Here is a 26,048-nt window from a genome sequence, read left to right on the forward strand (position 1 = left end):
CTGCCCCCGCCTGACCCATACCGGAAATGTCTTGAAAATCAGGAAGCGGCAGACTGGGCCCGACCAAAGCCGGTCGCGGGCGGAGGCACGAGATCTTCCTCGGTGTCTTCCTCTGGCATGTCCTCCGAAATGAGCTGAACGAAATCGTCCATCAGCTCGTAGCAGAAGATCACTTCCACTGTGTCGGGCTCGTAGAAGGCATTGGCTTCCCCGCACCGCTTGGCGCGCAGGGTCACCTTGTTGCGGAGCCCGTAGTGAGACTTGATGTCTTCGGCCACCTGCTCGAAGACGCCGCTCTTCTTGAAGGCATCGGCTGCAGCGTTGAGCTTGCCGGAAGCGGAATGGTAGGTGATCGTCACCTCCGTCGGCCGGGCATTCTTGCCCATGAACGGACGCAAAACGCCATCCATGCTCGCTTCGAGCCGGTTCCAGTCATACTCGCACTCGTCCTGGCGATCGGAATCGATGTGGTAGTCGTCCGCGATCTTGCCGAAGGCCTGGCGATTGCTGCCCACCATCAGGCAGACGATCTGGAACGCGCGCTGCCGGTCGAGGCTGTGGGAGGCATAGTAGTCGCTGTCATCGGGCCTGGGCGTGTAAGCCTTGCCCGTGAGCAGCCAACCATAGGCCGCGTCGGCAATCGCCACATCGGCGGCATGGGTATGCTTCTTGAGAAGGGTGAAGCTGGCCATGTTGTCGGCAGCGTCCTCCTCGCGCCCCAGCACGGGCAGACCCAATTGGTCGACCAGCAGGTGGCCGACCTCGTGATAGAGGACGAACAAGGAATTGTTCGCGGCCCATTCGAGCGCTGCCTTGTGCTGCTTGGGCGTGAGGTTTTCCGCGCCCTGCGCCCCGGCCGCAAAGGCAAGAACCATCGAAACTGCAATTGCCAACCGGCTGGCCCAGGCGATCATCTTGTAAAACGGAGCTGGTTAGCGGGCGGCGAGCAAACGATCAATCGCGCCGCCTGTCAACTGGCCGGAAGGGGCGCAATCGGCATGCTCGCCTGATCGGCGATCTCGAAATTGGAATAGAGGAACCCCGGTGCAACCGTGCAGCCGACTAGGGTCCAGTCGCCCAGGCTGCGCGCTGTCTGCCAGTGGTCCTTGGGCACCACCACGTGCGGGCGTTCGCCCGCGAGGAAGTTATTGCCAAGCAGGTGGGTGCCGGCGGCGAGTCCATCGGACGACGTCGTCAGACGCATGGGGGCGCCGGCATACCAGTGCCATACCTCGCACGCATCGACCCGGTGCCACTTGGAAACCTCGCCGGCCTCCAGCAGGTAATAGATCAGCGTCGAGTGGGCCCGGCTGCCCTCGTCCACGCGGTCGATGAAGGTCTGCCGGAACCAGCCGCCTTCGGAATGCGGCTCCAGATTGAGGTTGTCGATAAGCCACTGCGCCGTGAGTTCGGACACTTGCATCTCCAAAACGTTTCGGCCTTTTAGCCGCCTGCGCTGAGGGGCCAAGCTCTGCCGCGCCGTAATGGTTAGCGTATGGCTAAATCACCCCTGGGTAAGCTGAGCTTGTTCGAGTTCGGCGCTGATCTCAAGCCAGTGTTCTTCGGTAGCCTCGATTTCCGACAGGAAACGCGCCTTGTCCTTGGAAAGAGCGATGATCCGATCCTTGTCGCCGGCGGCAATCTTGGGGTCGGCGAGCAGGCGCTCAGTCTTCTCGAGCTCGGTACGAAGCCGCCCGATCTTGGTCTCTGCGTCCTGGATGGCCTTGCGCAGCGGGGCGACGGCGGCGCGCCGGGCAGCGGCCTCCTGCTTTTCCTTTTTGCGGTCGTCCTTGGAGAGCGGGGCTCCGCTCGAGCCGCCACCGTTCTTCGGGTTTCCGCCGGTCAGCATGCGCTGGTAACCGTCCAGGTCGTCGCTGAACTCGTGAATGGTGCCGCCTTCGGCGATCCAGAGCTTATCCACCGTAGCTTCGACCAGGTGGCGGTCGTGGCTGATGATCAGCACGGCGCCTTCATAGTCGTTGAGGGCCTGCACCAGCGCGTCGCGGCTGTCGATGTCCAGATGGTTGGTGGGTTCGTCCAGGATCAGCATGCCCGGGCCGCCAAAGGTGATCAGGCCCATCAGCAGGCGCGCGCGTTCACCGCCCGAGAGGTTCTTGACCAGCGTATCCATGCGGCTGGTCGAAAGCCCCATCTGCGCCACGCGGCTGCGCCGCTTGGCCTCGCTGTCATAGGGCATGAGGTCGGTGACGTGCTCGAGAGGCGTCTCGTTAGGCCGCAGCTTGTCCATCTGGTGCTGGGCGAAATAGGCGATCTCCAGCCCCTTGCTCCTGCGCATCTCCCCGCCCATCGGCTTGAGGTCACCTGCCAGAAGCTTGGCGAATGTCGACTTGCCGTTGCCGTTGACGCCGATGAGCGCGATGCGGTCTTCCGGATCGATACGGTTGGTTATGCGCTTGAGCACGACCTTGTCGCCATAACCCACGGACACGTCCTCGAACGTGATCATCGGCGAAGCCGGTATCTTCTTGGGGTTCTCGAAGCTGAAAGGCGAGGAGTGCTCGTCGAACATCGCCGCCGGCGGCCTGAGCTTAGCGATCATCTTGACGCGCGCCTGGGCCTGTTTCGCCTTGGTGGCCTTGGCCTTGAAGCGGTCGACGAAGCTCTGCAGGTGCGCAATCTGCGCCAACGTCTTTTCGCGCGACTTGTTGTTGAGCTCCATCTGCATGCGGCGCGTGGTCTCGAACGTGTCGTAGTTGCCCTTGTAGAAGGTCAGCTTGCCGTGCTCGAGATGGATGATCGAGTTGACCGCCTTGTTGAGCAGGTCGCGATCGTGGCTGATCATGAAGACGGTGTAGGGATAGGTGGCCAGGTATTTTTCCAGCCACAGCGTGCCTTCAAGGTCGAGATAGTTGGTCGGCTCGTCGAGCAGCAGCAGGTCGGGCTGGCTGAACAGCACGCCGGCCAGCGCCACGCGCATGCGCCAGCCACCCGAGAGTTCGGAAGTGGGCGCGTGCTGGCGGTCGTACTCGAAGCCTAATCCCTTGAGGATCGTGGAGGCGCGCCCTTCGGCGGTGTGGGCGTCGATATCGGCGAGGCGCGTGTGGATTTCCGCGATCCGGTGGGCGTCGTGCGCCGTCTCGGCTTCCTTGAGAAGCGCCGCGCGCTCGGTGTCGGCCGCCATCACCGTCTCGAGCACGGAGAGACTCGTGGCCGGCGCCTCCTGGGCCACGCCCCCGATCCGCGCCTTCTTCTGTACCTCGACGCTGCCGGAGTCCGGCGCGATCTGGCCCTGGATCAGGTGGAACAGGGTCGTCTTGCCCGACCCGTTCTTGCCCACGAAACCGGTCTTTGACCCAGTCGGCAGCACGACCGATGCGTTGTCGAACAGCACGCGGCCCTGGATGCGATAGGTGAGATTGGTGATCGTAAGCATGATGAGGCACTTCCTTGGAAGGCCGTCAGATAAGGGCTGGGACCCGGATTGGCAACCGCGGATGCTCGGCGCAACCTTGACATGCCGATCCCGCCGATGCCCTCATCCCACAAATGGGGGGCTCCAATGTCATCGATCACCGCGACGGGCAGACAATACGCCGACAGCGAAAAGCTGGCGGCCCGGGCACGGCTGAACGGCAAACACACCATCGCCGAAATGGCCTGGTTCCCCTGGGTGCTGCAGCAATTGCCGCTACGCCTAGGCGATCGCGTGCTCGACATCGGTTGCGGGCCCGGCTGGTTCTGGCAGGAGATGAGCGACGCCTTGCCCCGGAACCTTGATCTGGTGCTGGCCGACGCCTCGGCGGGCATGGTCTCGGAAGCCGAGGAACGGACGCGGGGCCTGCCGGTCAACAGCGTGACCACGCGCCAGGCCGACGCCATGTCCATGCCGTTCGAGGACGCGAGCTTCGATGTGGTCCTGGCCATGCATATGCTCTACCACGTCCCGGATCAGGCCAAGGCGATCGCCGAGATGTTTCGGGTGCTTCGGCCCGGCGGCGTCCTTGCCGTAACCACCAATGGCCGGGAAAACATGCGCGAGCTTTATGCGCTGACGACGGTTCTGGGCAGCCCCGAACTCGATCCCTCCGGCGTTGCCTTCGGATTCGAGACGGCAGAGCGGCTGCTGGGTGATCAGTTTGGCAATGTCGAACTCCGCCGCTATCCGTCGCGCCTGCATGTGACCGATCCGGAGGACGTCTTCATGGCGCTGACCTCCTATCCGCCGGGTGACGGCGCCGACGAGCAGACGCTCGAGGCCTTTCGCCAGCGGATCGATGCCGCCTTCGAGAAGGGGGGCGGCGTCCTGGTCTCCGAGAAGGAAACGGGCGTCTTCATCAGCACCAGGCCGCGTTGATCGTACCGACGCCACCCTGGATCGGGCGCGTGTGACATAGCTGCACTGCGCCTGCCGTCTTGCGCCCGTCACGACCTGACGCTAAAAGGCGCGACCTTTTCCAAAAAATCCGTCAAGGACCAAGCAATGGCTCTCGAGCGCACCCTTTCGATCATCAAGCCCGATGCGACCCGCCGTAACCTGACCGGCAAGATCGTCGCCAAGTTCGAGGAAGCTGGCCTGCGCGTCGTCGCTTCCAAGCGCATCCACCTGTCCCCGCCCAGGCCGGCGCCTTCTACGCCGTCCACAAGGAACGTCCGTTCTACGGCGAGCTGGTTGCCCAGATGAGCGCCGAGCCGGTGGTCGTGCAGGTCCTGGAAGGCGAAGGCGCCATCCTCAAGAACCGTGAAGTCATGGGCGCCACCAACCCGGCCAACGCTGCCGAAGGCACCATCCGCAAGGAATTCGCCCTCTCGATCGGCGAGAACTCGGTCCACGGCTCGGACGCTCCCGAGACCGCTGCCCAGGAAATCAAGTTCTTCTTCTCCGATCTCGAGATCGTCGGCTGATTTCAGCCCCCGTACGAATTGCAGAAGGCCGCCTTCGGGCGGCCTTTTAGTTTGCCTATATGGCCCCCTAGGGCGCAATCTGGCGCCTCCCAAGTGAAAGACCTCTCGTGACCCTTCCAACTTCCATCGCTCCGGCACTGGCCGGCGCCTTGACCGCCCGCGGTTATGAAACGCTGACGCCCGTTCAGCTCGCGGTGCTGGCGCCCGAAGCGGAAGGCGCGGACCTGCTCGTTTCCGCCCAGACCGGCTCCGGCAAGACCGTGGCCTTCGGCATGGCCATCGCGCCCACGCTGCTGGAAGGGGGCGACCACCTTGGCGAGGCCCGCAAGCCGCTGGCGCTGGTGATCGCGCCGACGCGCGAACTGGCCCTGCAGGTGCAGCGCGAACTGGCCTGGCTCTATGCCGATGCCGGTGCGCGCATCGTCTCGAACGTGGGCGGTATGGATATCCGCACCGAGCGCCGCGCGCTCGCCAACGGCGCCCACATCGTCGTGGGTACGCCCGGACGCCTGCGCGACCACATCACCAAGGGTGCCCTCGATATCTCCGAGCTCAAGGCCGTCGTCCTCGACGAAGCCGACGAAATGCTCGATCTCGGTTTCCGTGAAGACCTCGAATTCATCCTCGCTGCTTCTCCAGAGGAACGCCGTACCCTGATGTTCTCGGCCACCGTGCCGAAGGCCATCGCCCAGCTCGCCACGACCTACCAGCGCGATGCGCTCCGCCTCAGCGTCGCCGGCGAGAAGGAGCAGCATGGCGATATCGAGTACAAGCTCGTGACCGTTCCCGCGCACGACCGCGAGAACGCCATCATCAACACGCTCCTCTATTTCGACGCTCCAAACGCCATCATCTTCTGTCACACCCGTGAGAGCGTGAAGCACCTGACGGCGCGGCTGCTCAACCGCGGCTTCGCCGTTGTGGCGCTCTCGGGCGAGCTGACGCAGGCCGAGCGCACCAACGCGCTCCAATCCATGCGCGACGGCCGTGCCCGCGTCTGCGTCGCCACCGACGTCGCCGCGCGCGGCATCGACATTCCCAATCTCGACCTGGTCATCCACGCCGATATTCCGGGCAATCCCGACACGCTTCTCCACCGCTCGGGACGTACCGGCCGGGCAGGGCGCAAGGGCACCTGCGTGCTGATCGTGCCGCAGCATCGTCGTGGCGCCGTCCAGCGCGTCCTCAAGCTGGCCCGTCTCGAAGCCTCCAACATGCAGGCGCCGACCAGCGCCCAGATCGAGGCCCGCTACCGCCAGTCGATCCTGGATGATGCCGCGCTTTCCGCTCCCGCCGACGAGGACATCGCCGCCTTCGCCACCGAACTGCTGGGCCGTTATACACCAGAGCAGATCGCCGCGGCCTACCTGCGCGTTCAACTTGCCGCCCGGCCGGTCCCCGAAGAGGTCGACGACATCCCCGTGCCGGCGCAATCCTTCAAGAAGGATCGTCCCGAGCGCGGTGCACCGTCCGAGCGCATGACCGGAGGCGTCTGGTTCAAGCTCTCGCTGGGCCGCAAGCAGCGCGCAGACCCGCGCTGGCTGTTGCCGATGATCTGCAAGGCGGGCGGCGTCGAGAAGGCCTCGGTGGGTTCGATCAAGATCCAGGATACCGAGACCCATTTCGAGATCGCCGCCAACAAGGCCGATGCCTATCTGGCCCACCTGGCCAGCCACGGCACGGGCGAACGCAATGTCACGATCCAGCCCTTGAGTGGTGGTCCGTCGTCTTCTGCCCCGAAATGGGAGAAGCGCAAGAAGCCGCGTGGCGACAGGTTCGAGCCGATGGCGGCTTTCGCCCCCGCGCCCGAGGAACTGCCGGCTCCCGCGGCCAAGAAGCCGAAAGCCAAGTCCAAGCCCTTCAACAAGGACAAGGGCAAGCCGGACTTCAAGGCCAAGAAGGCTCGTGCCGCCGCAGCGGCCGCAGGTCAGGACGTGGGCGAGCGCCCCTTCAAGCCCAAGCGCAAGAAGCCGGGCTTCGACCCCGCGGCCTAGTTCCGTCCCTCGTCGGGAATGTTGAGGATGTGCCCGCACGCCTTGCAATGCACGGCGTCGGGCTCATGACGCTGCAAACCGCATTGCGGGCAGGGGAACTGCACCTTGAACGGCCGGAATACCTGCTGGGCCAGTCGTACGAAGAGCGATATGCCGATGATCATCACCACGATCGACGTCACGCGGCCCAGGGGGCCGGGCAGCGTGATGTCGCCGAACCCTGTGGTGGTGATGGTGGTCACGGTGAAGTAGAGCGCGTCCAGGTACCCGTCGATACCGGAGCCGGGCTTGTAGAAGAACGTGTAGATAAACCCGGCGACCACGAAGAGGAACGTCACCAAGTTCGTGACGGCCTTGCCGGTATCCTCGTAGCGCTCGAGCCCGTGTCGCTTGAGCGGCTTCCAGATGACCCGGCTCTGCGAGAGCGTCCACAGGCGCAGGACGCGCAGGAACCCGAAATTGCCCAGTGAGGGCACGAGCAGGGTCGCCAGGATCACGAAATCAACCCAGTTTGACGGTTGCCGGAACCAGCGGGGCACGTCCGTCGAGGCGAGCGCACGCGCCACGAGGTCGGCCAGCATCAGGGCCGCCACCGAATAGTCGATGTAGAGGAACCAGGGCGTGTCCTTGATCAGCGGCGTGGCGATGAAGAAGGCCAGGATCGCCACATCCACGATGAGCACCGAAAACTGGAAGCGGATCGCGACCCGCGAACTGCCGTGATAGAGCAGCCGCAGCTTGTCGCGCAGGTTTTGGAACTCGCCTTGTGCGGGTTCACGGGACTTGGCTTCCTTGCCGCCTCGGGCCATTCGGCACCTCCTCTAGAGTGAACCCGATGTTAACGGCGCCCGGTTAATTTGGCGCTTCCCTCATCTCCCAAGGGGAAGTCCGACATGTGGCCGAAACTCGTTTCGCTTACGGCAACCATGATCGCGGCATCGGCCCTTTCCGGCTGCAGCATGTTCTCCATGTTCGGCAGCTGGGGCTATACCGCCACCAATCCGCGTGAATGCCTGATGCGCGCCATGTATTTCGAATCCAACCGCTCCAGCGCCGAAGGCATGCTGGCGGTGGGAACCGTGGTGATGAACCGGCTCAATTCGCCACAATACCCCAAGACGATCTGCGGCGTGGTCGGCCAGAAGAACCAGTTCGCCGAGGGTGTACTGAACCGGCCCATGAGTGACGCCTCGGTTGCCCTGGTCGCCGAGATGGCCGACCGGGTGATGGCAGGCGAGCGCCATCCGGGCGTGGGTAACGCACAGTTCTTTCACACGGCCGGGCTGACGTTCCCCTACAACAACATGCACTACGTGCTCGTTGCCGGTGGAAACGCGTTCTACGAGAAATATTGACTTTTCAGCAGCTTGTGGCGGATTGGTCGACGCTCGTCCGCTATCGTTCCGCTAACGTGGATGGTATTCCCAATCCTCAATATGCGGAACGGCAATTCCCAACGCTGGCAACATGGGCTCGTTAACGCGAGGGGATTCCCATGTCTGCCAAAACCATTGCGCTTTATGCCTTTACCGCCGTCCTGGCTGCTCCAGGCGCCGCCTATGCGGTCGATCAGGTCCAGATAGGGGACCAGAAGGTTTTTCCGGAGAGCATTACCTCGACTGCCGACGGCACCCTTTACGCCGGCAGTATGCCGCTCGGCCAGGTTTTCAAGGCTGCGCCCGGCGCCGAAACGACCGAACTGCTGATCGATAGGCCAACCGAAGGGCCGGCCGCCGTGCTCGGCGTCTATGCCGACGAGGCCGCCAAGACGCTGTGGGTCTGCTATTCGGACCCCGCAGCCTTCAGCGGCAGCCCCGATGCCGCCCCGGCCCAAGTCAAGGCCTATGATCTCGGTACGGCCGATCTCAAGGCCAGCTACAACCTTGAGAAGGGCAGCTTCTGCAACGACATCGCTACGACCGCCGATGGAGCCGCCTATGTGGCGGACACCACGAACGGCAGCGTGATGCGGCTCAAGCCGGGCGCTGACGCACTCGACGTCTGGGTGAAAGATGCCGCGCTCGCAGGTGTCGATGGCCTCTCCTTCGGCCCGGATGGCGCGCTCTACGTCAACAGCGTGACCACCGGCAAGCTCTTCCGCATCACCATGGGCGCCGATGGCGCGGCGGGCGCCATCACCGAGCTGACGCTTTCCGAGCCCCTCAAGGGCCCCGACGGCATGCGCTTCGGCGATGATGGCAAGCTCTATGTCGCACAGAACGGGGCAGGGCGCGTCGATGCCGTGACCATCGATGGCGACACCGCTACCGTGAGCAAGCTCAAGGATGGCTTCGACATGCCCACCGCGGTCACCAAGGTTGGCGATACCCTCTGGGTGCTGGAAGCCAAGTTCAGCAAGATGCAGGAAGCCGATCCGGGGCTGTTCTACGCCTACGCCGTCAAGCTCCAGTAATTGCGCTCGGGGCGCCGCCCGCGGCGCCCCCTTGCCACCTGCACTTCGTCAGCCTAGATAGGCGGCACAGGGACGACCCTGGGCGCGTCGCGCTTTCCCCTGCTGGGACGACCCAGCTTCATGGGTCATTTTCGGGTTGCTGGCCAAGGCCTCTCCAACCGAAGTGACCTCCCGAAGCTAAGGAGTCCTTCATGGCCTGGATCTATCTCTTCGTCGCCGGCCTGCTCGAAATCGGCTGGGCGATCGGCCTCAAGTACACAGACGGCTTTACGCGCATCGTGCCCACGACACTGACCATCGCCTCGATGGTTGCCAGCGTCCTGCTGCTTGGGCTGGCGCTTCGCGAACTTCCTGTCGGTACCGGCTACGCCGTCTGGACTGGAATTGGAACGGTCGGCACCGCAATTCTGGGCATCGCGCTTTTCGGCGAACCGGCTACCGCGGCGCGCCTCGCCTGCATTGCCCTCATTGTTTCGGGGATTGCCGGCCTCAAATTCCTGGCGTGAAAGCGATTCAATTCCAGAGACTTACGCGCGCCGCCGGAATCGAATCCTCAGCGCGTTGATTCTCCTCCTGAGGTAAACCTGGGGTGTTGCACAAACTCCCGGGTTCCCTCGATTGTGGCGGAATCGCGAAAAAGTTAGGTGCGCGATCTCCTGTCTCCTGTATTCCTTGTTTGTTCGCGGCCGTTTGGGGGCGTCGAACGCACATAACTTTTCGCCGGTATGCGTCACCCGGTCTTTGGATCAGGAGATAATTCGTGCCTATCAAATGGCAGGAAGTGGCAGTTGTGCTGTCCATCGTTTTCGCGCTTGTCGTCGGCAAGTATTTGCCCTTCGTGAACCAGCTTCCGCTGGCGCGCGTGACCGGCATCGTGTGCTTTTCCTATGCGATCTTCCTTTCCCTCCGGCTGCTCCAGGCCGACGACGCGGTGCGTCTGGGCGAATGGACCGAGCTGCGTCCCTCGCTGCTCGAGAAGTCGGGGGCGCTCTTCATGGCGGTCTTTTCGGCAATGATCGTCTACGCGATGCTGTTCGTCGATCGCGGCCACACCGCCTCACAGCAGATGTTGTTCTACGTCACCCTCGCCGTCATCTTCGGGGCAGGGGCGCTGGCGGTGCTTGCCAGCTCGATCTTCACCAAAGTCCGCTGGAACCAGCACCACATCGAGCATCGCTCGAGCTTCGGCAAGCGCACAACCATCGCCTGGCATGATGTCGCCGGTGTCACCACGGAGTGGCGCGGGATCACCATCCACACCGCCCAGGGCGCCAAGGTGCGGTTTTCGCCGTTCCAGGCAGGAGCCACGCAACTGGCTCGGCGCGCAGAGCATACCGCACGCAGGAACGCGGCGGCCGCGTCGGTCGATAGGGCTTCATAAGCACTGGTCACGCCGGGTGCCGAGGCTTAGTTTGGGGGCGGATTCAACCGCTCCCGACTCTGATGAACGATATCGCTCCCATTCGCATTGCGCGGTCCGTGTGCCCGCATGACTGCCCTTCCACTTGTGCCCTCGATGTCGAAATCGTCGATGAGCGCACGATCGGGCGCGTTCGCGGCGCCAAGGACGATCCCTACACGGCCGGCGTGATCTGCGAAAAGGTCGCCCGCTACGCCGAGCGCATCCACCACCCCGACCGGCTGCTTTTCCCGCAGCGCCGGGTGGGCGCCAGGGGCGAGGGGCGTTGGCAGCGCATCACCTGGGGCGAAGCCTTCGACGAGATCGTCGAGCGGTTTGGCGCCATCGAGGCCGAGTTCGGACCGCAGGCGATCTGGCCCTATTACTATGCCGGAACCATGGGCCATGTGCATCGCGACGGCATCGACCGTCTGCGGCACGCTCGCGGGTATTCCCAGCAATACGACACCATCTGCACCGGCACCGCCTGGCCCGGCTACATCGCCGGGACCGGTTGGCTGACCGGTACTCATACCGAGCAGATTCTCGAAAGTGACTGCCTGGTGATCTGGGGCACCAACCCGGTCAACACCCAGGTCAACCTGATGACCCACGCTATGCGCGCCCGCAAGGAGCGCGGCACGAAGATCGTCGTAGTTGACATCTATCGCACCGCGACCATGGAGCAGGCGGACGTCGGCCTGATGATCCGCCCCGGCTCGGACGGGGCGCTGGCCACGGCCGTCATGCACGTGCTGCTGCGCGACAATCTCGCCGACCGGGCCTATATGGCCCGTTACACCGATTTCGGCCCCGAATTCGAGGCGCACCTGGCTACGCGCACGCCGGAATGGGCGGCGAGGACAACCGGGCTGTCCGTCGCCGAGATCGAGGCGTTTGCGCGCCTCGTCGGCACGACCCCACGCACCTTCTTCCGCCTCGGCTATGGCTTCACCCGGCAGCGCAACGGCGCCACCAACATGCACGCGGCGCTTTCCATCCCTGCCATGACCGGCGCCTGGCAGCATCGGGGAGGGGGCGCGTTCCACTCCCATGGTGGCGCCTGGGCACTCGACAAGTCCCTGATCACCGCCAGCGAACTGGCCGATCCGCAGGTGCGCTGGCTCGATATGTCGGAGATCGGTCCGATCCTCACCGGCGACACGCATGCCCTCAAGGGCGGCGGACCGGTCAAGGCGTTGCTCATCCAGAACACCAACCCGATGAACGTGGCACCAAACCAGGCCCTGGTGCGCGAAGGCTTCGCCCGAGAGGATCTGTTCATAGTCGTTCATGAGCAGTTCATGACGGACACCGCAGAGATGGCCGACATCGTGCTGCCGGCGACCATGTTCCTGGAGCACAACGATTATTACACACGCTCCGGCCACAGCCGCGTCCTCTTCGGCCCCCGCCTCATAGAGGCGCCCGGCGAGGCGAAATCCAATTTCGAGGTTATCAACACGCTGGCCCGACGGCTCGGTGTCGAGCACGAAAGCCTGGAACTTTCCGACCGGCAGATGGTAGCCGAAACGCTCAGGCGCTCCAATTACGGCGAACTCGACGAGATCGAAAAGACGGGTTTCGTGGAGCGCAAGCTACCCGACGAAACCTCCCGGTTTGCCAATGGCTTCGCCTGGCCGGACGGCCGCTATCGCTTTGCCCCCAACTGGCAGGGTACAGCCGACAAGAAGGGCTACCTCTGGGTGTGCGATCCCCAGGTCATGCCGGCCTTCGCCGACTACTGGGACGTCAACGAACCGACAGACGGGGCGCACCCGTTCCGTCTGGCGACAAGCCCCGCCCGGGCCTTCCTCAACTCGAGCTTCTCCGAGACAGCCGGATCACGCAAACGACACCCCGAGCCGGTGGTGTTTCTACGCCCCGACGATGCCGCCCGCCTCGGCATCGCCGATGGCGCCCCGGTCACGCTCGGCAATCGCCGCGGCGAAGTGGAACTGACCGCGCGATTCTTCGATGGCCTGCAGAACGGGGTACTCATCGCCGAAGGCATACACGCCAACCGCTCGCATCGCGGCGGCGCGGGCATCAACACCTTGATCGGCGCCGATCCGGCCCCGCCCTTCGGTGGCGCGGCCTTCCACGACTGCGCGGTCTGGATCCGTCCCAGCACTCAGGCGAAATAGGTCTGCCAGAAAAAATAGGCGGTAAGGCCGGCGCCGTAGATGATGATGGCGTTGCGCAGCAACACCGTCGGCACCCGATGGGAGACGCGCGCCGCGATATATGCGCCCGTCGTTACGCCCACCAGCGCGATAGTGCCGTGGTACCAGTCGATCGAGCCGGTGACTGCGAAGCGCCACACGGCGATGACGGACACGAGCGATGAAATCCAGAGCTTGAGCCCGTTCATCGCGTGAATGTCGGTGAACCCGGCCATAGCGAGGAACGCGAGCAGCAGGATGCCGAGGCCAGCATTGAAGAACCCGCCATAGACCGAGACCAGTGCCAGCACCACGAGCAGCAATGCCGCCCCGATCCGGGCCAGGTGCTGGCGCCCACGCCCCCGCGCCGCGAGCCAGCCATTGATCCGCCCACCAAGCGCGAAGAGGATCACAGCGAACAGCATGAGCCACGGAATGACGCTCGAGAACTGCTCGTCCGAAACGCGCAGCAAGAGTTCGGCACCGGCGTAGCCGCCAAGGAGAGCGACGATCGAATAAGGCAACAGCCGCTGCTTGTGGGCAGCTATGTGCCGCCACAGCCCCGCCGCGCCGCTGACATAGCCTGGCAGGGCGGCATAGGTGTTGGACGCATTGGCCAGCACGGGCGGCACTCCTGCCGCCAGCAGGGCCGGAAAGACGATGAACGAGCCACCTCCCGCCAGGGTGTTGAGGGATCCGCCCAGAAAACCGGCGAGCAGCAGCAGAATCTCGGTCACGTCGCTATCCTTTGTTGGCCGGCACACTAACCAATCCGGTCCGCTTTGCCAGCCTTGCAATGCCCGCATACCCTGCACGCAGGTGCCTCTCTGTTGACAATCGGGCGTCCTGCCGCCATATCGCCAGCAAGGTTGCTGGCACCTGCCGCTCGCCGGGATCATCCCGAAGGTGAAGCCAGCCGCGCCGCAAGGCGTCGTTTCAGGATCGCTCCCTCAATTCGAGGCGGTTCATGGCAAGGCGAGCCCCATGGGACAATCCGCTTCGCATTTGTGAGGACGACATGTCTTTTTCTCTCGATCCCATCAGCGCCATCAGCCTCAAGGCCGAGGCCAAGGTGCTGCGCGACGAGCGCGCCCGCGCCGGCGCCCCCATCACGCACAGTGCCGCGTTGGAACTGGTCGCCAGGGCCCACGGCTTTCGCGACTGGAACACGGCCCGTGCCGCCTTGCCGGAACGTGTCGCCACGCCTGTCCAGGTCGGTGAGCGCGTCAAGGGCACCTATCTTGGCCAGCCCTTCGAAGGCATCGTCATCGGCGTCAACCTGATGACGGATATGCAGCACTACCAGGTCACCGTGAAGTTCGACGATCCCGTCGACGTTGTGACCTCCGAGCTGTTCTCGGCCTTCCGCCAGCGCGTCACGTCCACGGTCGACGTCTACGGCGTCTCGCCCGCCCGCACGGGCAACGGCGAGCCCCAGATGCGCCTGTCGCGAGCATGAAGCCACGGGCGGGCAGCCCCCGCCCGTGTTGCTATCCATCGTAAGATGCCGATATAAGGAGAGTCCCGCTCCTCACGCGCACCCGCGTCCAAACTTCTGGATCCACTGATGACCAAGCAGACAGCGCCCATCGACCTGTTCTTCTTCCCTACGCCCAATGGCTACAAGATCTCGATCATGCTCGAGGAACTGGGCGTGCCCTACAAGGTCCACACCATTCACATCGGCAAGGGTGACCAGTTCCGTCCGGAATTCCTCGAGATCTCGCCCAATAACAAGATTCCCGCCATCGTGGACCCCGAGGGGCCGGGCGGCCATCCCATCTCGATCTTCGAGTCCGGCGCCATCCTCAAATACCTCGCGCAGAAGTTCGGCGAACTTTACCCCACCGACCCGCGCGAGCAGGTCAAGGTTGACGAGTGGCTGTTCTGGCAGGTCGGTGGCTTCGGGCCGATGCTCGGCCAGAACCATCACTTCGCGCTCTACGCGCCCGAGAAAATCGACTACGCCATCAAGCGCTACCGCGACGAGACGCATCGCCTCTATCGCGTCCTCGATACTCAGTTGCGCGGCAAGGACTACATTGTCGGCAGCTTCTCGATCGCTGATATCGCCACCATCGGCTGGGCGAACGGCTACGAGCGCCAGGGCATCGATCTTGCCGAATTCCCCAACGTCGCGGCCTGGCTAAAGCGCGTGAACGATCGTCCCGCCGTCCAGCGCGGACTTGCCGTCAAAGCCGCCGACGAACAAAAGGTCGATCTGACCCAGGACGACGACGCCAAGAAGGTGCTCTTCAATCAGCGCTAGAGCTGCCCGACCGAGGTCCTTGACCTGCCACTCGACGTTCGGTTGCTGGCAAATGACGCTGGCATGGCCGCCGAGTCGCTGTTCGTAGGCTGCTGCCCGATCGGTGGCGAAGGGCACCCGCGCCCGATGTGAGCAAGGTCTACCACATGTCAGGAGCTGGCGGCCTCCGCCGGCTCGTACAACCGTGGCGGCACGCATTTCCCGATTGATGGGCTTTGAAGTCCACGACGTGCGGCCATCCCGGGGCCTGCCCGCGCCAGCAGCAAAGCGGTCACGCTCCGAATCCCAAGTATCGCTTCTTGGCGCAGGCCACAGGGGCAGACAGCGACTGCACGCCGTAGCGGCACTCATGCGCACCCTGTTCCGGGCAAAATCACAGGCTTGTTGGATGGGAAGGGCAGTGGCGGAGAGGAAGGGATTCGAACCCTCGAGACAGTTCATCACCATCTGCGCCCTTAGCAGGGGCGTGCCTTCGACCACTCGGCCACCTCTCCGGCACGGGTCGGTATAAGGGATATCGCTTGGAGTGCAAGGGGGTTTGTAGCGCGCCGACTGAAATTGCCGTGGACGGCAGCGACGTGAGCCTCGTTTTGCTCATGCTGCACAAAGGGTATCGCATCACATGTTTTTCGTCTACGATGGTGGAATATTAGACCTCCATTGAGATTCTCCATGTCCGCCACCATCGTGCCCCTGCCTTCCGCCGCCTCCAGCGTCGAGGAGGGGAAATTCGCGGACCTTGCGCTTCGGGGCGGGCGCGTGCATTGCCTCGACCTAGACGCCACTGTTTTCGAGGCGATTGCGGTAAGGGCTGGTCGCATCGTGGCCACGGGGAGTGATGCAGATATCGCCGCCTTCTTGGGGCCTGCGACCGAAGTCGTTGAGCTTGCGGGCAGGGCGGTCTTGCCCGGCATAAACGATGCGCATCTCCATGCCGTCTGGATGGGCGCGCGCTGGCCGAAGACGCTGTTCGAGGAAGGCGGTGGGGAAGGGGCACACGGCAAGCTTCTCTCGAACGCCGAGGAGCGGAAGCAAGCGATTCTCAAGGCCTGGAGCGTGATGGCATCGTTGGGAATCACGAGTTACACCGAGCCCGGCATCGGGCCCGGTGAGGACGATGGCGAAACTGGCTGTTTCGGTACCCCGGTCCTCGAAACTTATCTCGAACTCGCCGGCACCGCGGCGCAGACGGCGCGGGTCACCCTGCTACGCCTTTTCGGGATCCTCGACGGCCCGAGCGACTTTGCGAGTATGCGGCGCAGCATCGACGTTGAGGTACGTGCAGCCGATCCGAACTGGCTGGCGATCCCCGGCGTCAAGATCTTCGCCGATGGCATCCCGCCGATGCGCAACGCCTGGCTTCGCGATCCTTATCCTGGAGGCGGGCACGGAGGGCTGATGACGGGAAGTGGGGACGACGCGGAGCGTCTTGCCGATTTCACCGCCATGGTCGAGTTGGCCCACGCGCGCCGGCTCCAGGTGGCGGTCCATGCCACCGGCGACCGCACGATCGAGGAGTTCATCGCCATTGTCGAACGCCTGGGAGGCGCGGATGGGCTGCGCCACTACGTCATCCACGGCGACCTGGTGACGCCGGAGCAACTCGCGCGCATGAAGCAAGCCGGCATGGGCCTGGCGTTGCAACCCCTTATCGCAGATCTCACGAGGGACTGGATGGCGCAGGCCGTCGGGCCCGCGACTGCGGCCCGAGCCTGGCCGCTGCATCTCATGCTGGCCAAGGGCATGAGGGTAGTGCTCAGTTCGGATGCGCCGGTGACGAGCCCCGATTGGCGCCGGTCCATTGCTTCGGCTGCGAGCCAACTCGAGGCGCAGGGTGTCGCGGTGGGGGGTGAAATCCTGACCGAGCTGCTGCGCATGTACACTGCAATCCCCGCGGATCAGGATGGAGCGCTCGACTGGAAGGGGACGATCGAGGTGGGAAAGGTGGCCGACCTGTGCGTTCTTGACCGGGACCCCTACATGACGGGCGCCCGCAACTTTTCCGACATCGAGGTCGACCTGACCATCGTGGATGGTCGAACTGTCTTCGATCGTCTCGCCTGAGCGGCGATCCAGCGACTGACAGCCGGTGAGACCCGCCCTTGGGCGGGTCTTTTGTTTTGCGGCTAGATCGCTTCTGCCAGCAGCACGCGCGGGCTGCCGGGCAACGCAACGGTTTCCAATGGTTTCCATCCGGCTTCGACGAGCCATGAACGAACCTCGGCCTCCGGGAAGACCACCGTGCCGTCGATCACGAGGTATTCGCCGGCATGAAGGGCATCGATCGGGCGCTGCTGGGCGTCATCGTCCAGATAGAAGTCCAGCACGGCAAGGCGAGCGCCCGCTGAGGCAGCCGCACGGGCGTGCTTGAAGATGGCGCGGTTCTCTTCGACCGAGAAACGGTGGATGACGTGGTTGACGAACACCAGGTCGAAAGGCCCTTTCGGCTCAGCGGTCGCGGTATCGACCGCCTCGACAACGGACCTGTCGGCAAGTCCCGCCTCGGCCAACTGCTGATTGACCGCCTCGGTGAAGTCCGGCGCGTAGACGAAGGTGGTCTTGAGGTCGGGATTGGCCTGCATGGCGCGAATGGCGAAGTAAGGGGCCAAGCCGCCCAGGTCGAGTGCGTTAGTGTGTCCGCTGAAGTCGAGAGCGCCAGCAAACATGTCGGCATGGAGTTGGTTGTAGGTCATCACGCCGGCTAGAAACGTCTTCCAGCGTTCATCGGTCATTCCGAGGTCACCCGGCTGGTCGGTGTCGACGGTCCGGGGGAACTGGAGCCAGTGGGGGTAGCTGATTTCAGCAAGGAAAGTCAGGAACGGCGACAGGTCGAGTTGTGCGCGGCCTCCGGTGAGATAGGCCTGTGAAGTCTCGGTCAGCGTGTAGCGGCCGTCCTCGCGGGTCAGCAGGCCCAGGCCCGCCATGGCGTCGGCAAGGATGCGGCTCATGCGCTCGCTTACGCCCGTGGTCCTTGCGATCTGCGCGACCGTGCGACCGCCTTCGGCGAGTGCCGTGAATAGGCCGATGCGGCTTGCCGCAAACAGTTGCTGGGCGCCCATATAGCCCGTCGCGATGTCGAGGATACGGCTTGGATCGGCCGTGACCGGGTTGGAAGAAGTCATTACTACCCCTCTCTTGAACTGGATTGTCTGGATGGTTGGGAGGCCGCTCAGGCCGTGAGTCCAAGAAAGCCGAAGGCTTCCCGTCGGAACTCGGGCGAGGCGAGGGCCCCCATATGGTCGCCCGGAACGCGTACTGTTCTCGATCCCGGCACGTGGGCCTCGAGCACGGCAATTCCGCCGGCCATCGGGTCGTTAGTTCCGGCCGCGAAAAGTGTCGGCGCCCGCGGGGATTCCGCAGCAGGGGCAAACGGCTCAGCAGCCAAGCCCTCGGCCAGGTTGAACATCGAGTGCGGATCGGGCGTCGCCTGAGCCACCATTTGAGCGATGAACGCAGTCATCGGATCGGCCGGGACGGCGCCCGCATCGAGGAAGCGACGGGCCGCCGCGAAATCGAGCGCCGCAAACGGGTCCATCGGGCTTAACCCGCCCAGCACCAGCTTCGAGACGAGGGGTGGATGCTGGGACGCCAGTGCCCAGGCCAGGCGCGCGCCCAGAGAATAGCCGATCACGTCGAAGGGTGCGCCGGTTTCCTCCAGCGCCCTGGCAAGATGCGTTACGAGTTTTGCCGTGCGGACATCCTCGGCCCTCTCGACACGCGCTGCCTCCCCATGCCCGGGCAGGTCGACCGTTACCACGGTACGCCCCTGATCGAGCATCGGCTCGATCCAGCGCTCGCGTGGCCAGTCGATATCGGCGCGCGACATGAACCCGTGCACCAGCAGCACCGGATTGCCACGCGGACTGCGCGGGCGCTCGTGTCGGACAGCCATGAAAGGGTGGGCTTGAGGCAAAGGAGGGTCCTCCGTCTTTTGGGGCGTCGCGCCGTGGGGTGCGCCTATGGCGCCCGCCTGGTGACGCGCTCTATGAAGCTTTCGAGATATGTGCGGTACACGTTGAGGAACCGGCCGTCGGGGTGCATGAGGTTGACGACGTTCGCGCCGATGGTGACTGACAGGAGCTCGAGCGCGAGGGTGTCGTACTCGTCCTCGCTCACCGCGTCCCTGCCACCGCTGGCATCGCGTAGGAGGCCAATCGTCACCTCGCGCCAGCGCGAGAAGAACTGGCGGTAAGTCTCTGCCAACTCAGGGTTTGAGGCCGCGTGCTCCCAGAGCACGAGCAGCACGCGCCCGGCATTGATTTCCCGTTCCGTGAACGGCACCGACATCGTGATGCGTTCGCGTAGCCGCTCGACGGGATCCTGACCGGATGGCGCGTCATCCTCGTTGAGAAAGCCTTGCGGGTCCATTTCCGAGAGCACGCTCTGAAACGTCGCGGCGATGATGCTTTCCTTGCCCGGGAAATAGTGCTTGAGGGCGCCATTGGCGAAGCCGGCTTCCGCAGCGATGCTGCGCATGGTCGCTGCCTCGAAGCCGCCTTGCAGGATAAGCCGCTTGGCGACCTCGATGATATCCCTGCGGCGCTGGTCGTGGTCGATGATCTTGGGCATCAGCTACTTTCGAAGCTACGGCGGAGGGCAGGGACGCGGCTTTTGCGGCCGCTATCCTGCCCCGCGCGATTGGCGGGGTTACCGGGCCGGGGTCGCAACGTCCGACTCCCGCAACTGCAGCCAGGCGGCGCGCCGCTGGGCCTGGGCTATGGGGTCGGCAACCGGCGAGGCGAGGAGCAGACGCGCGCTATAGGGATGAACGGGCGAGCGCGTAACCTGCTCGCCGTCACCAAACTCGACGACCTCGCCCCGCTTCATCACAGCAACCCGGTGGCAGATGCGCCGCACCACCCCGAGGTCATGCGACACGAAGAGATATGACACGCCCGTATCGCGCTGCAACTCGATGAAGAGGTCGATGACCGCCGCCTGGGTCGTCAGGTCAAGCGCGCTGACCGGTTCGTCGCACACGACCAGCCGCGGCTTGCGAACCAGTGCCCGCGCGATGGCAATGCGCTGGCGCTGCCCACCCGAGAACTCGCTCGGATAGCGATCGATGGCTGCCTGTGGCAGGCGGACGCGCTCGATCATCTCCCCAACGGCGGAGCGTGCCGCCCGGCGCCCCTTGCCCGCAGCCTCGAGCGGCTCGGCCAGTATGTCGCCCACTGTCATGGTCGGATCGAGAGAACCGTAGGGGTCCTGGAAAACCACCTGAACGCTGCTGGCCAGCCGACGTCGGGCGGCTCCCTTGAGCTGGGTGATGTCCTCTCCGTCAAAGACGATGCGTCCGCTCGTCACCGGCGCGAGCCCGAGGATGGCTTTGCCGAGGGTGGATTTGCCCGAGCCGCTTTCGCCCACGACACCAACGCACTCGCCCTTGCCGACGTCGATCGAAACCCCGCTAAGGGCCTTGAACCCAGAACCGGGCGTGCCGTACTCGACCACAAGGTTTTCAACGCTGAGCAGGGGATTGAAGCGGTCCATGCTCATGCCTCCCGGCTAGCCGCAGCGTGGATCGCGTCCAACTCGCGGCGGGTTTCGGAATTGTCGAGGGAAGCGGAGATGAGCTCGCGGGTGTAGCCTTGCTGTGGCGCCGAAAAGACGGAGCGCACGTCGTTCACCTCAACGATCGCGCCGTTGCGCATCACGACGACCCGGTCGCAGATATCGGCGACCACGCCGAAATTGTGGGTTACGAGCACCAGCGCCATGCCTAACTCGCTTTGCAGCTCGCGCAAGAGCTCGAGCACTTCGGCCTGCACCGTCACGTCCAGAGCCGTTGTCGGTTCGTCCGCGATGAGCAGGGAGGGGCGCCCGGCAATGGCGCCGGCAATCAGAACGCGTTGCGCCATGCCGCCCGAAATCTGATGCGGGTAAGCCCGCATCACGCGGTCGACATCGGCAATGCCGACCCGCGCCAGCATCGCGCGCGCGATTGACCGCGCTTCGGTGCGGGACTTGCGATGCACCGAGCGCAGCGGCTCCACGAGCTGGTGGCCGATCGTATAGGAGGGGTCCAGGTTCGACATCGGCTCCTGCGGGATGTAGCCGATCTGCGTCCCGAGCAGGCGCGCGCGCTCGCGGCGCGTCATGCCGTGGATCGGCTTGCCGCCGATCCAGAGGCCGTCGAACGTGCACGCCCCACCGGCCGGCAGCAGGTCAAGGATGGAAAACACCGTCTGCGACTTGCCGGATCCGGATTCGCCGACGATTCCCAGCACCTCGCCGGGCGCCACCTCGAGCGACACGCCGTGCACCACTTCGATATCGCCCGTCTCAGCACCGTAGCTGACCTTGAGGTTGTCGATGCGTACGGCGGAGGAATACTCAAGCGCCGCAGCGCTCGCCGTGGCAGCATTAGCCTGGGCGACCGTCCGCCTTGGCGCGACTGTGCGAACCCGAACGAGGTCGGCGAGAGTGGAGCCCATCACCGCCAGCGCCGCGATGGTCACGCCCAGCACCAGCGAGGGCCAGAGCAGCAGGAGCGGGGAGGCGAGCATGTAGCGGAAACCTTCCGCCATCATCGCGCCCCAACTCGGCACATTGGCGACGCCGATACCAAGGAATTGCAAACCGGCCTGGATACCCATGGCAATGCCGGCCGCCAGCGCCGTCTGGATGATGATCGGCGCATAGACGCCCGGCAGGACGTGCCGAACGATGATGCGCGGATGGGTAAGTCCGGATACCCAGGCCGCGTCGATAAAGGGTTCGTTCCGGATGGTCAGGGCCGTCGAACGCGCGATGCGGAAGTAACCTGGCGCAAGCAGGATGCCGACCGTAGCCATGATCAGGCCGAAGTTGGAGCGGGTTCCCGAGGCCACCACAAGCAGGATGATCATGCCCGGCACGGCTTGCAGCGCATCGCTGACCCACGAGGAGCCCCGATCGAGCCGCCCGCCGAAGTACCCGGATGCAACTCCCGCGGGGACACCGACGGCGAGGGCGGTAACGATCGTTACCAGCGCGCCCACCAGTGTCGTCCGCGCACCCCAGATCAGCCGGCTCAGGATGTCCCGTCCACTGGTGTCGCCACCAAGCAGGTGGGCGGCACTCGGCGGTGCCTTGGTGTTGGCGAGGTCGACAAAATTGGGGTCATACGGGGCCAGCCATGGCGCCAGGACTGCGACGAACACGATGGCTACGACGATGGCCAGGGAAACCAGACCGCTGGGTGTCCGGACGAACCGACGGAAGATCGAGGCCCGCCGCGTCTCCCGCGGCTCCGTTTCGACCGACAGCGCTGCCGCACTCATTTGACGCGCACCTTGGGGTTGATCCAGCCGAGGGCGATGTCGAGCAGGAAATTGACGATGACCACGAATACGACCGACACCACCGTGATGCCGAGCAGCACCGGGATGTCGCCGATCTGGGAGGAGGAGTTGGTGAGCTGGCCGATGCCGGGGAGGCTGAATATAGCCTCCACCACGATGGCGCCGCTCAGGAGGCTGACGAACATCACTGCAAGCACGGTCAGCGCGGCTGGTGAAGCATTGCGCAGGATGTGCACGTTGACCTGCCAGGACGAGAGGCCCCGGCTGCGCAGCGTCCGCACGAAATCCTGCTTGTTGACCGCGATGACTTCATTGCGCAACTGCTCGGCCACTACCACGATTGCGCCCAGCGCCAGCGAAACGGCGGGCAGGGTGATCGAGCGCAGCCAGCCACCAAGCGACTGGTTGGGCGTGACGTATCCCACGGCCGGAAACCACTTGAGCTGGATGGCAAACCAGACCACGAGCACGAGGCTCACCCAGAAACCGGGCAATGCGAACAGTACGACCGAGATTGCCTTGATGGCGCGATCGAAGGCGCTGTTGGGATGCAACCCGGCGACCATGCCGAAAATTGTCCCGACGAGCGCGGTGATGATCGTGGCGAAGGTCACGACCGAAAGCGTCACCGGCAGCTTGATGGCGATGAGCTTGCCAACCGGCTGGAAATTGCGCCACGAAACGCCGAAGTCGCCGACGATCGCATGTCGCGCCCAATCCCAGAATTGCTCTACCAGCGGTCGGTCTAGCCCGAGCTTGAGCGCCAGGGCCTCGCGCTGCGCGGGCGTGGCCGTGGTGCCCAGCAGGCTCACGGTCGGGTCACTGATGGCGGCGTGCGCCAGGAAGAAAGTCCCGACCGACACCGCCACGAGCAGTATCAGACCGGCCGCCAGTCGTTTGGCGATAAACGCAATCATGGCTCGAACGCCTTATGCCAGAGGTCGTGCCGGGGGCAGGGATGCTGCCCCCGGGGATTTCGTCTAGTTCGGCTGGATGAACCGCAGGGTCGGGAACATCATGCCCGTTACCGGGGTCACGGCAATATCGGGCGTCGAGAAGTAGGTGTTGTTGGCCTGGTACCAGACCGACCACCAAGCCATCTCGGTCAGAGCCTTGTTGGCTGCCGCGATCTTGGCGATCTGGTCGTCTCCCACCGCAGACTGAGCTGCCTCGACGAGCGACTTGAGCTCGGGCACCGTGGCGTACTGGGGCGTGGGGTTGTACCACTGCACCGTCTCGACCTGCCGCGCGAGCGTGGCTGCCGGGTCGTTGTCCATTGCGATCAGCGTGATGAACATCGGGTACTTGGGCGCATTGATCTGGTAGTCCGGCATCTGCATGTCGTCCCACGTCACCCGGATGCCGAGTTCTTTGAAGGTCTGGTCCGCGACGGGCTGCCATTGCGCGAAGATGGGCGACATCGGCATGGTGACGTCGAACCCGTCGGCATAGCCAGCCTCGGCCAGCAGGGCCTTGGCCTTGTCCATGTTGTAGGCGTAGAGCGCATTCAGCGACGGATCGTTCCCCTGCCTGCCTGCGGGAAACACCTGGTTGGTCACCACGCCGTCGCCCGCGCCGATCGAATTGAGGATGGCGGCGCCATCGAAGGCGTAATTGAGCGCCTGGCGCACGCGCACGTCGCCAAGGGGCTTGAGGTGCTCGCCAGTATGGTCGACGAACTGCAGCCCGACCCAGGCTGAAACGGCCGAGTTGATGTTCCAGCCCATCTGCTTGGCCTGCTCGATATTGAGAGGGTCGGCGAAGTTGACGTTGATCTGGCCCGAGAGCATCGCATTGTGCCGCGCCGTCGCGTCCAGGATCGGATAGACGGCGATGTTCTGGAAGGGATAGGTCGCGCTGTCCCAGTGGTCGGCCACTTTGGTGAAGTGATATTCCGAGCCGGGGATCGACATGCCGTCATCGAGCACATAGGGACCCGAACCCGCTGGTGTCGTCGTCAGCGTGCCTGCCTTGATCGCGGCCGGCGATGCCATGTAGCTGCGACCCAGGCCCATAAGGTAGAGCATGGAGTCGTCGCGCTTGGTGAGGTCGATCTCGATCGTGTCCTCGTCGACGGCCTTGAAGGCGGCAACGTTGACATAGGCCTCGCCCGAACGTGCGCCCGCCTTGAGGTGTTCGAGGTTCTCGACCGCCGCCTGGGCGTTGAACGCCTCTCCGTCGCTAAACTTGACGTCCGCCCGAAGATCCATCGTCAGCTTGAGCAGGTCGTCCGAATAGGTCCACGTCGTGGCGAGTGCCGGCAGGATCTTGCCATCGGCGTCCAGCGCCACCAGCGGATCGTAGACGGCCGACATGTAAGGGCCGTCGAACCCGATATCGGCCAGGCTCGGATCCCACGAGGTCACGTCGAGGAAGTTGCCGATATTGAGGTCGGTCGGGCTTTGCGCTCCGGCGGGACCCGCCAGGCTGAGAGCGAAGGTCACCGCCGCTACGGCTGCGACCTTCGTGATCGTCATTTGCATGCTTGTCTCCCTTTGATTCGAGCGGCGGTCCCCACCGCCTTTCGGTTCCTTTGGTTGGCTCCGAGACGCTCGCGTTGCGTTTTATTCTACATACGTTGACAACAAAGGCAAGGCGCGCTCAGCCGGCTTTCGGGCCGGGCCAGACGCCTTCCGGCGACACGTGCCGGTCGAGCCAGAGATGGGGCAGGGCCTCGCGAATGCTGCCTTTGGTGCGCTCCGCCAATACCAGCGCGCCGAGGTTTTCCTCCAGTTGCTGGAGGCGAGACGCCCCGAACAGCACGTTGGCGGTAGCCGGGTTCTCGAGGCAGAACGCCAGTGCCAATTGCACAGGCGTGGCGTCGAACTCCCTGGCGATGCGCGCGAGTTCGGGAGCAGCTGCGTAGATCTGCTCGCGAATGGTGCCCACATCCGCGCCGATCTTGCGGTTGGGCACGCCGCGTCCGGAGAGAATTCCGCCTTCTAGGCAGTCGGAGGCCTGCAATCCCAGCGCCCCAGAGGCGAAGAGGCGGCCATAACCTTCTCCCTCGGCCATCGCCCTGCGCACGACGCTGTATTTGAGCTGGGCGAAACTCGGCGGTACCAGGCCTTCGGCATAAGCGAGGGCCAGTGCCTCCTCGGTGTGCGCCAACTGCCAGTTGTTGATGCCCCATGACCCGATCAGCCCTTCGTCGATCAGCAGGTTCACCTCGCTGACGACCCGCTTCATGTCGGGCGTGGCGAAATAGTCACCCACCACGACCGTGTCGAAACGGTCCAGGCCCGACCGTTCGAGGCTGGTGTGGATCTGCTCGCGGAACTGCAGTTCTGGATAGTTCCAGAGCCAGAGCTTGCCGCAGACCATGAAGTCGTCGCGCCTGTGACCGGATGCCCGAATCGCCTCGCCGAACAGAATGTCCGTTCGCGAATGCTCCTCATGGGGCCCCATGTTGTAGTAGGCGATATCGAAGAACGCCGCGCCGGTCTCGACGGCGCGATCGATGATCGCCACGGCTTCTTCGCCGGTCATCCGGTCCCAGGTGTTCCAGGAACCCAGCGCGAAAACCGGGACCGTTGGTCCGTTCGCGCCAAGTCTGCGCCGCGGCACTTTGATTTCTTCCATGGGTCTCCCTCTCACCGACATTCCGGTTTTCCTCCGGATGTAGACTTTATTTTCTACATACGTATAATATAAGCGCA

At 64.0% G+C, this 26,048-nt stretch carries 22 protein-coding genes, 1 tRNA gene and 2 pseudogenes; 11 read left to right on the top strand and 14 right to left on the bottom strand.

The features are described 5' to 3' along the window. Positions 1–38 precede the first annotated feature (38 nt). The 3 genes from FNA67_RS08800 to FNA67_RS08810 form a co-directional block, all read right to left on the bottom strand. Positions 39–875, bottom strand: coding sequence for a DUF4344 domain-containing metallopeptidase (locus tag FNA67_RS08800; protein WP_170267260.1), 837 nt, complete (start codon positions 873–875; stop codon positions 39–41). Between the two features lie 95 nt (positions 876–970). Continuing rightward, complete coding sequence (locus FNA67_RS08805; RefSeq protein ID WP_147655778.1) at positions 971–1,423, bottom strand: cupin domain-containing protein; 453 nt, start codon at positions 1,421–1,423, stop codon at positions 971–973. 81 nt (positions 1,424–1,504) lie between these two features. Continuing rightward, positions 1,505–3,394, bottom strand: a complete 1,890-nt coding sequence (locus tag FNA67_RS08810; protein WP_147655779.1) for an ABC-F family ATP-binding cassette domain-containing protein — start codon at positions 3,392–3,394, stop codon at positions 1,505–1,507. Positions 3,395–3,520: 126 nt separating this feature from the next. Between FNA67_RS08810 and FNA67_RS08815 the strand changes: the two genes are divergently transcribed. The 3 genes and pseudogenes from FNA67_RS08815 (at position 3,521) to FNA67_RS08825 (ending at position 6,857) form a co-directional block, all read left to right on the top strand. Next, positions 3,521–4,315: a class I SAM-dependent methyltransferase gene (locus FNA67_RS08815; RefSeq protein ID WP_147655780.1), complete on the top strand. Its 795-nt coding sequence runs from the start codon at positions 3,521–3,523 to the stop codon at positions 4,313–4,315. Positions 4,316–4,441: 126 nt separating this feature from the next. Further along, positions 4,442–4,863: pseudogene (gene ndk, locus FNA67_RS08820) on the top strand (nucleoside-diphosphate kinase). Positions 4,864–4,970: 107 nt separating this feature from the next. Continuing rightward, positions 4,971–6,857: a DEAD/DEAH box helicase gene (locus FNA67_RS08825; protein WP_147655781.1), complete on the top strand. Its 1,887-nt coding sequence runs from the start codon at positions 4,971–4,973 to the stop codon at positions 6,855–6,857. On the opposite strand, the gene FNA67_RS08830 is transcribed toward FNA67_RS08825, so the two are convergent. After that, positions 6,854–7,666 (bottom strand): ion channel, encoded by an 813-nt coding sequence (locus FNA67_RS08830; protein ID WP_147655782.1) that lies wholly within the window; start codon positions 7,664–7,666, stop codon positions 6,854–6,856. The genes FNA67_RS08825 and FNA67_RS08830 overlap by 4 nt on opposite strands. An 84-nt stretch (positions 7,667–7,750) precedes the next feature. On the opposite strand from FNA67_RS08830, the pseudogene FNA67_RS08835 reads away from it, so the two are divergent. From FNA67_RS08835 to FNA67_RS08855, 5 genes and pseudogenes are all read left to right on the top strand, one after another. Continuing rightward, positions 7,751–8,206: pseudogene (locus FNA67_RS08835) on the top strand (cell wall hydrolase); the annotation flags it as partial. A 146-nt stretch (positions 8,207–8,352) separates the two neighbouring features. Continuing rightward, entirely contained in the window at positions 8,353–9,270 is a 918-nt protein-coding gene (locus FNA67_RS08840) for an SMP-30/gluconolactonase/LRE family protein (RefSeq protein ID WP_049704841.1), read from the top strand. Between the two features lie 191 nt (positions 9,271–9,461). Next, a complete protein-coding gene (sugE, locus tag FNA67_RS08845) occupies positions 9,462–9,776 on the top strand; it encodes a quaternary ammonium compound efflux SMR transporter SugE (protein ID WP_147655783.1) in 315 nt (104 codons plus the stop codon). A gap of 254 nt (positions 9,777–10,030) precedes the next feature. Further along, positions 10,031–10,651 (top strand): hypothetical protein, encoded by a 621-nt coding sequence (locus tag FNA67_RS08850; protein ID WP_147655784.1) that lies wholly within the window; start codon positions 10,031–10,033, stop codon positions 10,649–10,651. Positions 10,652–10,713: 62 nt separating this feature from the next. Continuing rightward, positions 10,714–12,816, top strand: coding sequence for a molybdopterin-containing oxidoreductase family protein (locus FNA67_RS08855; protein ID WP_147655785.1), 2,103 nt, complete (start codon positions 10,714–10,716; stop codon positions 12,814–12,816). On the opposite strand, the gene FNA67_RS08860 is transcribed toward FNA67_RS08855, so the two are convergent. After that, the gene (locus FNA67_RS08860) at positions 12,804–13,571 is read right to left on the bottom strand and encodes a sulfite exporter TauE/SafE family protein (RefSeq protein ID WP_147655786.1); all 768 of its coding nucleotides are present in this window, start codon (positions 13,569–13,571) and stop codon (positions 12,804–12,806) included. The genes FNA67_RS08855 and FNA67_RS08860 overlap by 13 nt on opposite strands. A gap of 281 nt (positions 13,572–13,852) precedes the next feature. On the opposite strand from FNA67_RS08860, the gene FNA67_RS08865 reads away from it, so the two are divergent. Together FNA67_RS08865 and FNA67_RS08870 are read left to right on the top strand one after the other, a co-directional pair. Continuing rightward, entirely contained in the window at positions 13,853–14,293 is a 441-nt protein-coding gene (locus FNA67_RS08865) for a glyoxalase superfamily protein (RefSeq protein ID WP_147655787.1), read from the top strand. 108 nt (positions 14,294–14,401) lie between these two features. After that, on the top strand, positions 14,402–15,103 hold the full coding sequence (locus FNA67_RS08870) for a glutathione S-transferase N-terminal domain-containing protein (RefSeq protein WP_147655788.1): 702 nt from the start codon (positions 14,402–14,404) through the stop codon (positions 15,101–15,103). A 401-nt stretch (positions 15,104–15,504) separates the two neighbouring features. On the opposite strand, the gene FNA67_RS08875 is transcribed toward FNA67_RS08870, so the two are convergent. Continuing rightward, positions 15,505–15,597, bottom strand: a tRNA-Ser gene (locus FNA67_RS08875). Positions 15,598–15,775: 178 nt separating this feature from the next. Between FNA67_RS08875 and FNA67_RS08880 the strand changes: the two genes are divergently transcribed. Next, on the top strand, positions 15,776–17,167 hold the full coding sequence (locus FNA67_RS08880; protein ID WP_147655789.1) for an amidohydrolase: 1,392 nt from the start codon (positions 15,776–15,778) through the stop codon (positions 17,165–17,167). 62 nt (positions 17,168–17,229) lie between these two features. Here FNA67_RS08880 and FNA67_RS08885 read toward each other — a convergent pair whose 3' ends face one another. The 8 genes from FNA67_RS08885 to FNA67_RS08920 all read right to left on the bottom strand — a co-directional run bounded on the left by FNA67_RS08885 (position 17,230) and on the right by FNA67_RS08920 (position 25,971). Further along, positions 17,230–18,225 (bottom strand): methyltransferase family protein, encoded by a 996-nt coding sequence (locus tag FNA67_RS08885; protein WP_049704849.1) that lies wholly within the window; start codon positions 18,223–18,225, stop codon positions 17,230–17,232. Positions 18,226–18,272: 47 nt separating this feature from the next. Beyond that, positions 18,273–18,995 carry an alpha/beta fold hydrolase gene (locus tag FNA67_RS08890; RefSeq protein ID WP_147655790.1) on the bottom strand — a complete coding sequence of 241 codons (723 nt, stop codon included), beginning with the start codon at positions 18,993–18,995 and terminating at the stop codon, positions 18,273–18,275. Positions 18,996–19,060: 65 nt separating this feature from the next. Then, positions 19,061–19,672 (bottom strand): TetR/AcrR family transcriptional regulator, encoded by a 612-nt coding sequence (locus FNA67_RS08895; RefSeq protein ID WP_147655791.1) that lies wholly within the window; start codon positions 19,670–19,672, stop codon positions 19,061–19,063. A gap of 78 nt (positions 19,673–19,750) precedes the next feature. Then, positions 19,751–20,596: an ATP-binding cassette domain-containing protein gene (locus FNA67_RS08900; RefSeq protein WP_210246448.1), complete on the bottom strand. Its 846-nt coding sequence runs from the start codon at positions 20,594–20,596 to the stop codon at positions 19,751–19,753. A gap of 2 nt (positions 20,597–20,598) precedes the next feature. After that, entirely contained in the window at positions 20,599–22,368 is a 1,770-nt protein-coding gene (locus FNA67_RS08905; protein ID WP_147655793.1) for a dipeptide/oligopeptide/nickel ABC transporter permease/ATP-binding protein, read from the bottom strand. Then, positions 22,365–23,306 (bottom strand): ABC transporter permease, encoded by a 942-nt coding sequence (locus FNA67_RS08910; RefSeq protein WP_147655794.1) that lies wholly within the window; start codon positions 23,304–23,306, stop codon positions 22,365–22,367. Before FNA67_RS08910 ends, FNA67_RS08905 begins: the two co-directional genes overlap by 4 nt. A gap of 63 nt (positions 23,307–23,369) precedes the next feature. Further along, the gene (locus FNA67_RS08915) at positions 23,370–24,866 is read right to left on the bottom strand and encodes an ABC transporter substrate-binding protein (RefSeq protein WP_147655795.1); all 1,497 of its coding nucleotides are present in this window, start codon (positions 24,864–24,866) and stop codon (positions 23,370–23,372) included. 124 nt (positions 24,867–24,990) lie between these two features. After that, positions 24,991–25,971 carry an aldo/keto reductase gene (locus FNA67_RS08920; protein WP_147655796.1) on the bottom strand — a complete coding sequence of 327 codons (981 nt, stop codon included), beginning with the start codon at positions 25,969–25,971 and terminating at the stop codon, positions 24,991–24,993. Positions 25,972–26,048: the final 77 nt, after the last annotated feature.

Source organism: Youhaiella tibetensis, assembly GCF_008000755.1.
In the GTDB taxonomy this organism is placed as follows: Bacteria; Pseudomonadota; Alphaproteobacteria; order Rhizobiales; family Devosiaceae; genus Paradevosia; species Paradevosia tibetensis.

Bases quoted from the DNA above. Each gene is read 5' to 3' on its own strand.
- FNA67_RS08865 (WP_147655787.1), top strand. From the start codon at position 13,853: ATGTCTTTTTCTCTCGATCCCATCAGCGCCATCAGCCTCAAGGCCGAG.
- FNA67_RS08800 (WP_170267260.1), bottom strand. From the start codon at position 875: ATGGTTCTTGCCTTTGCGGCCGGGGCGCAGGGCGCGGAAAACCTCACG.
- sugE (WP_147655783.1), top strand. From the start codon at position 9,462: ATGGCCTGGATCTATCTCTTCGTCGCCGGCCTGCTCGAAATCGGCTGG.
- FNA67_RS08900 (WP_210246448.1), bottom strand. From the start codon at position 20,596: ATGGACCGCTTCAATCCCCTGCTCAGCGTTGAAAACCTTGTGGTCGAG.
- FNA67_RS08830 (WP_147655782.1), bottom strand. From the start codon at position 7,666: ATGGCCCGAGGCGGCAAGGAAGCCAAGTCCCGTGAACCCGCACAAGGC.
- FNA67_RS08810 (WP_147655779.1), bottom strand. From the start codon at position 3,394: ATGCTTACGATCACCAATCTCACCTATCGCATCCAGGGCCGCGTGCTG.
- FNA67_RS08885 (WP_049704849.1), bottom strand. From the start codon at position 18,225: ATGACTTCTTCCAACCCGGTCACGGCCGATCCAAGCCGTATCCTCGAC.
- FNA67_RS08815 (WP_147655780.1), top strand. From the start codon at position 3,521: ATGTCATCGATCACCGCGACGGGCAGACAATACGCCGACAGCGAAAAG.
- FNA67_RS08880 (WP_147655789.1), top strand. From the start codon at position 15,776: ATGTCCGCCACCATCGTGCCCCTGCCTTCCGCCGCCTCCAGCGTCGAG.
- FNA67_RS08895 (WP_147655791.1), bottom strand. From the start codon at position 19,672: ATGCCCAAGATCATCGACCACGACCAGCGCCGCAGGGATATCATCGAG.
- FNA67_RS08840 (WP_049704841.1), top strand. From the start codon at position 8,353: ATGTCTGCCAAAACCATTGCGCTTTATGCCTTTACCGCCGTCCTGGCT.
- FNA67_RS08910 (WP_147655794.1), bottom strand. From the start codon at position 23,306: ATGATTGCGTTTATCGCCAAACGACTGGCGGCCGGTCTGATACTGCTC.
- FNA67_RS08805 (WP_147655778.1), bottom strand. From the start codon at position 1,423: ATGCAAGTGTCCGAACTCACGGCGCAGTGGCTTATCGACAACCTCAAT.
- FNA67_RS08855 (WP_147655785.1), top strand. From the start codon at position 10,714: ATGAACGATATCGCTCCCATTCGCATTGCGCGGTCCGTGTGCCCGCAT.
- FNA67_RS08890 (WP_147655790.1), bottom strand. From the start codon at position 18,995: ATGGCTGTCCGACACGAGCGCCCGCGCAGTCCGCGTGGCAATCCGGTG.
- FNA67_RS08915 (WP_147655795.1), bottom strand. From the start codon at position 24,866: ATGACGATCACGAAGGTCGCAGCCGTAGCGGCGGTGACCTTCGCTCTC.
- FNA67_RS08870 (WP_147655788.1), top strand. From the start codon at position 14,402: ATGACCAAGCAGACAGCGCCCATCGACCTGTTCTTCTTCCCTACGCCC.
- FNA67_RS08905 (WP_147655793.1), bottom strand. From the start codon at position 22,368: ATGAGTGCGGCAGCGCTGTCGGTCGAAACGGAGCCGCGGGAGACGCGG.
- FNA67_RS08920 (WP_147655796.1), bottom strand. From the start codon at position 25,971: ATGGAAGAAATCAAAGTGCCGCGGCGCAGACTTGGCGCGAACGGACCA.